This is a genomic window from Rossellomorea yichunensis (assembly GCF_032337515.1).
Lineage (GTDB): Bacteria > Bacillota > Bacilli > Bacillales > Bacillaceae_B > Rossellomorea > Rossellomorea yichunensis.
On record NZ_JAVYAD010000018.1, the window covers coordinates 1 to 8,645 of the forward strand.

Consider the following 8,645-nt stretch of genomic DNA (forward strand, 5'->3'; position numbering starts at 1 on the left):
AGTGTACAATGTAAATTCCTGTAACTAATTCAATGGCATCCGTTCCAGATAACGAAATGCCTGATCCAAATACTCGGGAGGAATTAAGTGGAATATTAGTGCCTATTGGAATATTAGCCTGGCCCGCTACAGGAATGAATCCGAATGTTCCCGCTGCAAATGGACTGGTAGTACCCGTCGGACCAGTTGCTCCTGTCGCCCCCGTTGTTCCCGCTGGCCCTGTTGCTCCTGCAGACCCAGTTGCTCCTGTCGCCCCCGTTGTTCCCGTTGGCCCTGTTGCTCCTGCAGACCCGGTTGCTCCTGCCACCCCCGTTGCTCCCGCTGGTCCGGTCGCTCCAGTTGGTCCGGTTGGACCGGGGCAATTAATAATAAAACCCATACGAATCTCTTCCTTTCTATACATGATTTCACTATTCTTTTCAGTTATGTTTTAGGTTAGAAGATACAGATCACTTAACGCAGGTAGTGGAGTCAGACTAGGAAAAGTTCCAACAGCCCATTGAATCTTCTCTGCTTCCGCGTTCAGAATATGAGCTAAAGTAAGCTCTTCAAAAGCAATGGAAGCTAACAAGAGATTAATAACTCGTCACGATCAATGTCAATTGCGGCTGTAATGTGGGGATATTCGGAAAACTAATCTGAACCTACCCTTTCTGTGGGGTGTTTTTTCACTCTATACTTATATATGAGGTGATGAATGAAATGGACATATAATAGGTTCTAGTGTATAAAAAAAATAGAAACCCCTAGATTTAAAGGTTTCTATTATTTATCTCCATGAATATAATAATTCAAAAAAATCGACAGATCCCTGCTATATCCCACCTGATCAAACCGATCACCACTCTCATGAATACACCAGGGTTCTTTTTGCTCAATCACTCCCACTTGATACCCATTTCTAGCCATCTCATAACTTTGAGAAATATCATAGAAATGGAATCCTTGAAATATATCTTCCCGCCAAGGAAGATCCACTTGAGTTGCCATGAATAGTCCATCAATTGCTGCAATTGGAGTATATCCTTTATCCCCAGGATAGGATAGGAGGCGATAAGGTCCAGGTCGATCGATGGCCATACCTACCATCTGATCGGATTCCCACCAAATTCCGCTTTGAGGTAGCTCTTTACAACCAATGACACCTACCATTCCAAGCTTAGGATGAGCAGTGAATAGTTGAAGCAAGTAGAGTAATGCATAGGGATAGATTATAAAGGTATCTTGATGAATATAAACCTTATATTTTTGTGGATGATGGAGCGCTTGATTATATCCAGCTGTCATACTCTCCACATCCGTAACTCTCAAGTAAGAGACTTCGAAACCAGTGGGGATGACCAAGCGTTGAAGTTGAGCCAAACACCGTTCATACATCACATCATCATTGACACATGTAACAAACAAAAATCCATCTTTATTCATTGCCTACCCCTCTTGGCACAGCTTTTACGATGTATTGGTATGCTCGAACATCTGTAGAAAAGGTTTCTTCCGCCATCTGGAGCTGAATTCGTAAAGTCTGTAGTGGTGAAATCCATTGTTCATCATAAGGGCTGGTATAGAGTAAATTTTCCATCTCTACCACTTGATAACCTGAACTGTCAAAAAGCTGTAAAATGCTTTTCCGTGTAAAAAAACGTAAATGTGTTTGATCGAGTAATCCTTGTTTTGTATAGTTCCAGTTTCCTGCAAGAAGCTCAATCAAAATCGAGATATGTCCTACATTAGGAATACAAGCTAAAATACTCCCATTCTCTTTGAGATAAGGTTTGACTTTTTTTAGAACAGACCAGGGATCTTTTAAATGCTCCAACACATCACCGAAAAGAATATGGTCAAAAAATAACTTTGGATAAGTGAGTTCCACTTCTTCGATATCGCCGACTAGCACATCGGTTAAACATGATTTCGCCTTTTCTGCAGATTCTTTATATAATTCGATTCCATATACCTTAGCCTGAAACTGCTTCTGAATCGATGCACCTAAACGCCCTTCTGCACATCCTACTTCCAATACACAGGTGCTCTGTGGAGATACTTTTTGAAGAAGAGAAAGATTGAGTCCTTGGTAGTAACCCTCTTCTTTCTCTCCATAAAGATTATCGTAAGTCATGCTTCACCCCCTCATTTCCTCTCTATTCCATCCACTGGACCAGATGAGGATGTTCATCTAATATGGACTCATACTGCTCCTTCCAACCATAGATCCCATCAGGATCTAGCTTCATATATCGCTCATACTTTCGCTTCCGATCCTCTGATTTTGCCCAGCCATAGTGACGAACACGAGCTGGATGACAGTAATAGCGAAAAGTAGAGATCGTTAGCGGAAACCGACCACAATGTTGTGCTGTCTCTCGCCACTGATAATCGACATCAGGGCGATAGCGAATCAGGAAGGGGCGATAAAAGTGGTGGGCACACCAATAGCGATCTTCTCGATACTCCGTTTCACTCCACATATCATAAAGGCGAAAATAGATCGCATCGTATTCTTTCTGATGTAAAATATCATTTACTTGATCACCAAAGCTTGACTCCAACATTTCATCTGCATCAAGATTTAAAATCCATGTTGGCTCTGTACGAATGGTTTCCTCCCATTGTTGTTTCCGAAGCTCAATCTCATTTGAAAATTTAGAATTCTTATTCTGAATAATGTGTAACGGAATGCCTTGTAACACCTCTTGACACACGGCTACCGTATGATCTGTGCTGCCATCATCAATAATCACTGCTTCATCAATCCATGCACGATGTGATTCTAGAGCAGAGCGTAGATAACGATCTGCCTCGTTTTTCACAACCATCGATAAGGTCAGTTTAGCGCTTTTGGGACGAAATATGTGCTTTGTTTTTATAATCAGCCACTCCTTCCAGATCAGATTCACGATAGATATGATAAGCAGGGAAATGAGTATCTACATAGAGAGAGAGCCCAAGCGCAGCTGCCCGAATACAAAAATGACGGTCTTCCCCTTGAAATGAGAGATTCTTTATCTCAGCAAAACGTACCCCAACCTCAATGGCTTCTCGACGGATCATTGTACATGCTCCTAAGCCCCCTACTTCATACACCCCTGGTACACGTAATTGTCTGAAAAACTGGAGAATTCGTTGCATTGCTTCTTGCCCTGTAATCACTTCATTTCGTCCCTTTCGATACAGCGTATAAGTGTCTTGGAGCCAAACTTGAGGCATCTCCATATCATCCGGCTTCCAACGAGTCCAGAAAATATTAGAAATAATATCCTTATCTGCCAAGAGCAACTGTTCCAGTGTACCAGGATGTAACACCAGATCAGAATCAATTAGAAAAATAGCATCATAGCCTTCTTTTAATACATACTCCAACATACGATCTTTCATGGCGGCCACTTTCCAGATTAGCTCTTCATTCCAATGATGAGTCATCTCATCGCAAAGATAAGGCTTTTGATCTTCCCAGTCCCAAACCATCGTATTTTCATGTTCTTCTTTAAATTGAGTTAATAATTGGTGAGATGCTTGTTCATCGTTATCATCGATAAAGAGATAGTCTACCTTAGCCTGATCTCTTTTCAATTCTTTGATTGATGTTAAAAATTCTCCTAAAATGGCTGGCTTCTGTCGAACAGGACTTGCAATAAGTACAGATTTCATCATATCTACCTCCATTCCAATGGCTCTATATTTATGTACGCAATCCCGATATGATCTATGTTAATAAAATCGACGTAAAGAGTTCAACCCCTTCACGAAAAACAACCAGCCGATAGCAGCTGGTTGTTTATTTCAACGAAACTGAGTACTCCAATCAAAGCCAATGGTTGGATCATCATATGCAATGCGAAACTCATCTGGATGGCTTGGATCATAGGATTCTGTCGTCAAGTATACAATAATTGCTGGGGCGCTCCCCAATACACGGTATCCGTGGGCGACCCCTTTCGGGATTAACAATGTAGATGGTTTTTCTTCACCTAGATAATAGACGGATGTTTCCCCACATGAGGATGAATCTTTGCGTAAATCATGTAAAACAACTTGTGCATTTCCTTTTGGGAAAAACCAGATATCATCTTGCTTTTCATGGTAATGAAAAGCTTTAATTACGCCCGGATAAGTAAATGAATAAGAAAGTTGACCAAAACGAGTGAACCATTCCTCATCATCTCGTATAATTTCCATAAAGGAACCTCGATCATCTACATGTTTGATCAGCTTTTTGTATTTCACACCTTGAATCACTAGTTGTCACCTCAATCCCTAAAGTAAGCTTCCAGTCCCTCTTCCCAAGGAGGCATAGGTTCCACTTGATATTCTTGAAGTCTTGTATCAATTAGTTGGGAATATTTTGGTCTTTTTGCTGCTTGAGAAAGTTCCTCACTTGAAATCGGTTGAATTTCTACGTCTTTGTTCATAGCTCTCCCAATCGCTAATGCAAGGTCATACCAACTACACTTTCCTTGATGGCTCAGATGAAAAATCCCTTTTCCACCACGCTCTAGCAATTGAATGGTCCGATCGACTACATGTTCGGTAAATGTAGGCGAACCAATTTGGTCGTTCACTACTTTTAAATGATCTCCTTGCAGGATTTTATTTCGAATTGTATTCACAAAATTATGACCTTTTTTGGCGTATAACCAAGAGGTTCGTAATATTAGCCACTCATCACAAATTTCTTGAACTTTTTCTTCACCACGAGCTTTACTTTTCCCATAAATATTGATTGGTTTGCGCATACCATCTTCCTTATAACCTTCTGCTTGGTCACCAGCAAATACATAATCCGTACTAAAGAAAACCATTTTCACTTTCCATTTTTGACAAGCTTCTGCTACGATTTGCGTACCTAGATCATTGATCTCATAAGCAAGGTCAGGAATACTCTCGCTTTGGTCTACTTTGGTATACGCTGCACAATGAATACAGATATCTGGCCTTATTTCTTGGATACAATCCCGTGTTTCTCTAGGATCTAGGATATTCCATTCCTTTTTATGTTTTCCAATGACCTCTACTCCATTGCGGGGGACCGACCTTATAAAATCAGATCCTAATTGTCCACCAGCTCCATTCACTAAGATCCTCATGTTGTTTTCCACCAATGTAAGTGTTCTTGATACCAGCGAATCGTATTCTGCAAACCTTCGTCAAAGGAAATCATTGGTTTCCAGTTGAGCTCTTGACGAAGCTTCGTTGTGTCCAATGAATATCTCACATCATGCCCAGGTCGATCTTTTACATGTCTAATCATCGATTCAGACAAATCAAATGCTTGTAAAATCGATTTTGCTACTTCCAAGTTGGGAACTGTATGTTCTGCACCAATATGGTATATTTCACCTATTTTTCCGTTTTGTCGGACCAAATCAATCCCGCTACAGTGATCTTCCACATATAACCAATCTCGTTCTTGTAATCCATCTCCATAAATCGGGAGATACTGTCTATTCAATGCTCTATTAATCAAATGAGGAATTAGTTTCTCTGGATGTTGATGAGGACCATAGTTGTTCGTACAACGAGTAATCACAACCGGGAGTCCATGGGTATAGTAATAAGAATGAACAAGTAAATCTGCAGCGGCTTTGCTTGCAGAATATGGATTTTTTGCTAGGAGTGGTGCGTTTTCATCTGCACAGCCTACGGGATAACTTCCATATACTTCGTCCGTTGAGATTTGGATAAATCTTTGTACCTGGTGATTTTTAGCTTCATCCAATAAATGAAGAGTACCCATAACATTCGACTCAAAAAATGGTTCTGCAGATTGAATACTTCGGTCCACATGAGATTCAGCAGCAAAATGAACGACTTCATCGATGGTATATCTCTGAAATATAGTTCCCACTTGTTCCTTCTTTGCTAAATCCACCTGCACAAAATGATAGTGATCATTCCCTTCCCATTTCCTAACATTATTTTGATTGGCTGAATACGACAATTTATCTAGATTGATTACAACAATGTCATGATAATGGGTAAGTAAATAATCGATATAGTGACTTCCAATAAAGCCTGATCCACCTGTTACTAAGATCGTTTTCATCCTATCACTTCCTAGAAAAAGCTAATTGATTTGCTCTTAAATAGGACTCTGGCGTACCTGCATCTGTCCACCACTCCTTTAAAAGATCATATGTTAACATGTTATTCTCAATATATTTATTATTTACATCCGTTATTTCATACTCTCCACGTTTGGATGGTTTAAATTGTTCAATATATGAAAACACTTGATTATCATACATATAAATTCCTGTCACACAATATTTACTCTTTGGTCTTTTAGGTTTTTCTTCGATAGAAAGAATCCGATTTCCACTAATTTCTGCGACACCAAACCGCTCTGGATAGTCTACCTCTTTGATTAAAATCTTCGCACCAGTTTGTTGTTCTTCAAATTTTTTCACAAAAGGTACAATGGACTCTTTAAAAACATTATCCCCAAGCAGTACCACCGAATGATCCCTTCCTACAAAACCTTTAGCCAATTGAAGTGCTTGAGCGATGCCTCCTGGACGATCCTGAACTCGGTAAGTGAAAGATGCAGAAAACGCTGCTCCGCTCCCTAAGAGTCGAACAAAATCCCCCATATGTTCCACTCCAGTCACAATCAAAATATCGGTAATGCCGCATTCTGTCAGTTTTTGAATGGGATGATAAATCATCGGAACGTTTCCTACAGGTAATAGATGCTTATTGGTTACCTTGGTTAACGGATAAAGCCTAGATCCTGTTCCACCTGCTAAAATAATCCCTTTCATCAATTGCCCACCTTTCGACTTTCTCTAATCATGTTTATTCAATAGGAGGGTAATGGTCACTAAGAACTCTTTTGTAACTCTTTCGGGATGGAATCATACATATTAAATATGATGTTTTTTATTTAGGTGGTGAATCAATTGAAAGTTAGTATTATTATCCTCACATATAACCAATTACCCTTAACAAAGCAATGCCTTGACAGTTTACGAAAACATACCAACAAAGAAGAAATTGAATTGATTGTCGTGGATAATGGGTCAAGTGATGGTACAGTGGACTACCTAAAATCACAGCCAGATATCAAGCTGATTCGCAACAAGCATAATGTAGGATTTGCAAAAGGATGTAACCAAGGCGGAGAAGTTGCTACTGGTGATTATATTCTCTTTCTCAACAACGATACAGTGGTGACAAAAAATTGGCTAGCCCCCATGCTTGGTCGATTAGCTTCTGACGAAAGGTTAGGAATGATTGGACCGATCAGTAACTATGTAAGTGGACAACAACAAATCCCCGTTCCCTATACACAAATTAGCCAAGTTGATAAATTTGCCGAACAAATCCAAAAAGAAAATGCTGGTAAAACAAAAAAAGTATTACGATTGGTGGGCTTTTGCCTTTTAGCCAAACGGATAGTTCTAGATGAAATTGGTTGGTTTGATGAAGATTTTGAATTGGGTTCTTTTGAAGATGATGATCTATGTATCCGTGCTCTTCAACAAGGTTATCAACTGGCGATTGCCCTAGACTCATTTGTTCATCACCATGGTCATGCTACTTTTACAGGAAACCAGGATTTAAACATTAACCACCTATTTCACGTGAATCAACAGCGTTTCATTGATAAATGGCAGACCAATCTTACTTATTACACTCATCCCCGTCCCGAAATAGTAAATCTAGTTCCCACCAACGCAAAGCGAATCTTGGACGTGGGATGTGCAGCTGGAGCAACAGGACTGGAATTATTAAACCGACAAGATTGTGAGATGTATGGGATTGAACTCAACTCCTTAGCTGCTAGTCTTGCGAGATCTCATTATCAAGAAGTTCAATCGATAGACGTGGAAACGACTGAAAACGAATACCCAGAATCTTTTTTTGATACGATTATATTTGCTGATGTCTTAGAGCATTTAAAAGACCCTTGGCAAGTGATTAAGCGTTGTAACAATTATCTCAAACCGGGGGGATCTATGGTGGTTAGCCTACCTAATATCGCCCATGCAGAAGCTCTTCTTCCCTTACTACAAGGAAACTGGAATTATGTCGATGCAGGAATTCTTGATCGTACACACCTGCGGTTCTTCACCCCCAATACAGTTCATACGCTCTTTCCTAGTGAGCAATTTACCATTCACTCTCAAGCTTATACTAAATTTCCTGTAGATCCTAAAGTACAGATTTTTTTCACTGAAGTAACTCATTTAGGAAAAAAGTTCGGCTTTGAATTGGATCATTTATCTGAGTATGCTACACGCTATCAAATTCTTTTTCGTGTAGAAAAGGTGGAGTCTGGGGAAAAAGACATTTGATAGGGATAAAAAGCCTACATGAACTGTTCAATGACATATTTGATTCAATTCAACTACTTATGTATGAAACCAACTTCTTTTTAGGCAGACTCTACCGGTGGAGAAATCATCATTTTCCCATCATATGCATGCCTTCAATACCACTCAATATAGAAGTAATTGTTTCATAAAACTTGAATCCCAACATAGAACTCACACGTTTCTTAAAGAAAATGAAAAAAGAATCTCATTTAGAGATTCTTTCAGACCGTAGACAAACCCCACCTTTGCATTATAGAGAGACCTAATAATATGAGACTGAATAAAACACCTTCAAGTAGTAAATAATTCATTTACATTTGGAGGTGTTTT

The 8,645-nt window shown here is 39.6% G+C and carries 9 protein-coding genes and 1 pseudogene; 1 reads left to right on the plus strand and 9 read right to left on the minus strand.

The window, feature by feature from the left end; genetic code table 11:
- From RSX31_RS23210 to RSX31_RS23250, 9 genes and pseudogenes are all read right to left on the minus strand, one after another.
- Nucleotides 1-379: pseudogene (locus tag RSX31_RS23210) on the minus strand (hypothetical protein); the annotation flags it as partial.
- 386 nt (nucleotides 380-765) lie between these two features.
- Nucleotides 766-1,425 (minus strand): glycosyltransferase family protein, encoded by a 660-nt coding sequence (locus RSX31_RS23215; RefSeq protein WP_315636125.1) that lies wholly within the window; start codon nucleotides 1,423-1,425, stop codon nucleotides 766-768.
- A complete protein-coding gene (locus tag RSX31_RS23220; RefSeq protein ID WP_315636126.1) occupies nucleotides 1,418-2,116 on the minus strand; it encodes a class I SAM-dependent methyltransferase in 699 nt (232 codons plus the stop codon). The genes RSX31_RS23215 and RSX31_RS23220 overlap by 8 nt, the downstream gene beginning before the upstream one ends.
- A gap of 22 nt (nucleotides 2,117-2,138) precedes the next feature.
- Nucleotides 2,139-2,813 carry a glycosyltransferase family 2 protein gene (locus tag RSX31_RS23225; RefSeq protein WP_315636127.1) on the minus strand — a complete coding sequence of 225 codons (675 nt, stop codon included), beginning with the start codon at nucleotides 2,811-2,813 and terminating at the stop codon, nucleotides 2,139-2,141.
- A gap of 13 nt (nucleotides 2,814-2,826) precedes the next feature.
- Complete coding sequence (locus RSX31_RS23230; protein ID WP_315636128.1) at nucleotides 2,827-3,645, minus strand: glycosyltransferase family 2 protein; 819 nt, start codon at nucleotides 3,643-3,645, stop codon at nucleotides 2,827-2,829.
- 132 nt (nucleotides 3,646-3,777) lie between these two features.
- Entirely contained in the window at nucleotides 3,778-4,233 is a 456-nt protein-coding gene (locus RSX31_RS23235) for a dTDP-4-dehydrorhamnose 3,5-epimerase family protein (protein WP_315636129.1), read from the minus strand.
- Between the two features lie 11 nt (nucleotides 4,234-4,244).
- Nucleotides 4,245-5,081, minus strand: coding sequence for a dTDP-4-dehydrorhamnose reductase (gene rfbD, locus RSX31_RS23240; RefSeq protein WP_315636130.1), 837 nt, complete (start codon nucleotides 5,079-5,081; stop codon nucleotides 4,245-4,247).
- Complete coding sequence (gene rfbB, locus RSX31_RS23245; RefSeq protein WP_315636131.1) at nucleotides 5,078-6,040, minus strand: dTDP-glucose 4,6-dehydratase; 963 nt, start codon at nucleotides 6,038-6,040, stop codon at nucleotides 5,078-5,080. Before rfbB ends, rfbD begins: the two co-directional genes overlap by 4 nt.
- 4 nt (nucleotides 6,041-6,044) lie before the next feature.
- Complete coding sequence (locus tag RSX31_RS23250) at nucleotides 6,045-6,758, minus strand: sugar phosphate nucleotidyltransferase (RefSeq protein ID WP_315636132.1); 714 nt, start codon at nucleotides 6,756-6,758, stop codon at nucleotides 6,045-6,047.
- Nucleotides 6,759-6,896: 138 nt separating this feature from the next.
- On the opposite strand from RSX31_RS23250, the gene RSX31_RS23255 reads away from it, so the two are divergent.
- The gene (locus tag RSX31_RS23255; RefSeq protein WP_315636133.1) at nucleotides 6,897-8,294 is read left to right on the plus strand and encodes a glycosyltransferase; all 1,398 of its coding nucleotides are present in this window, start codon (nucleotides 6,897-6,899) and stop codon (nucleotides 8,292-8,294) included.
- Nucleotides 8,295-8,645 lie beyond the last annotated feature (351 nt).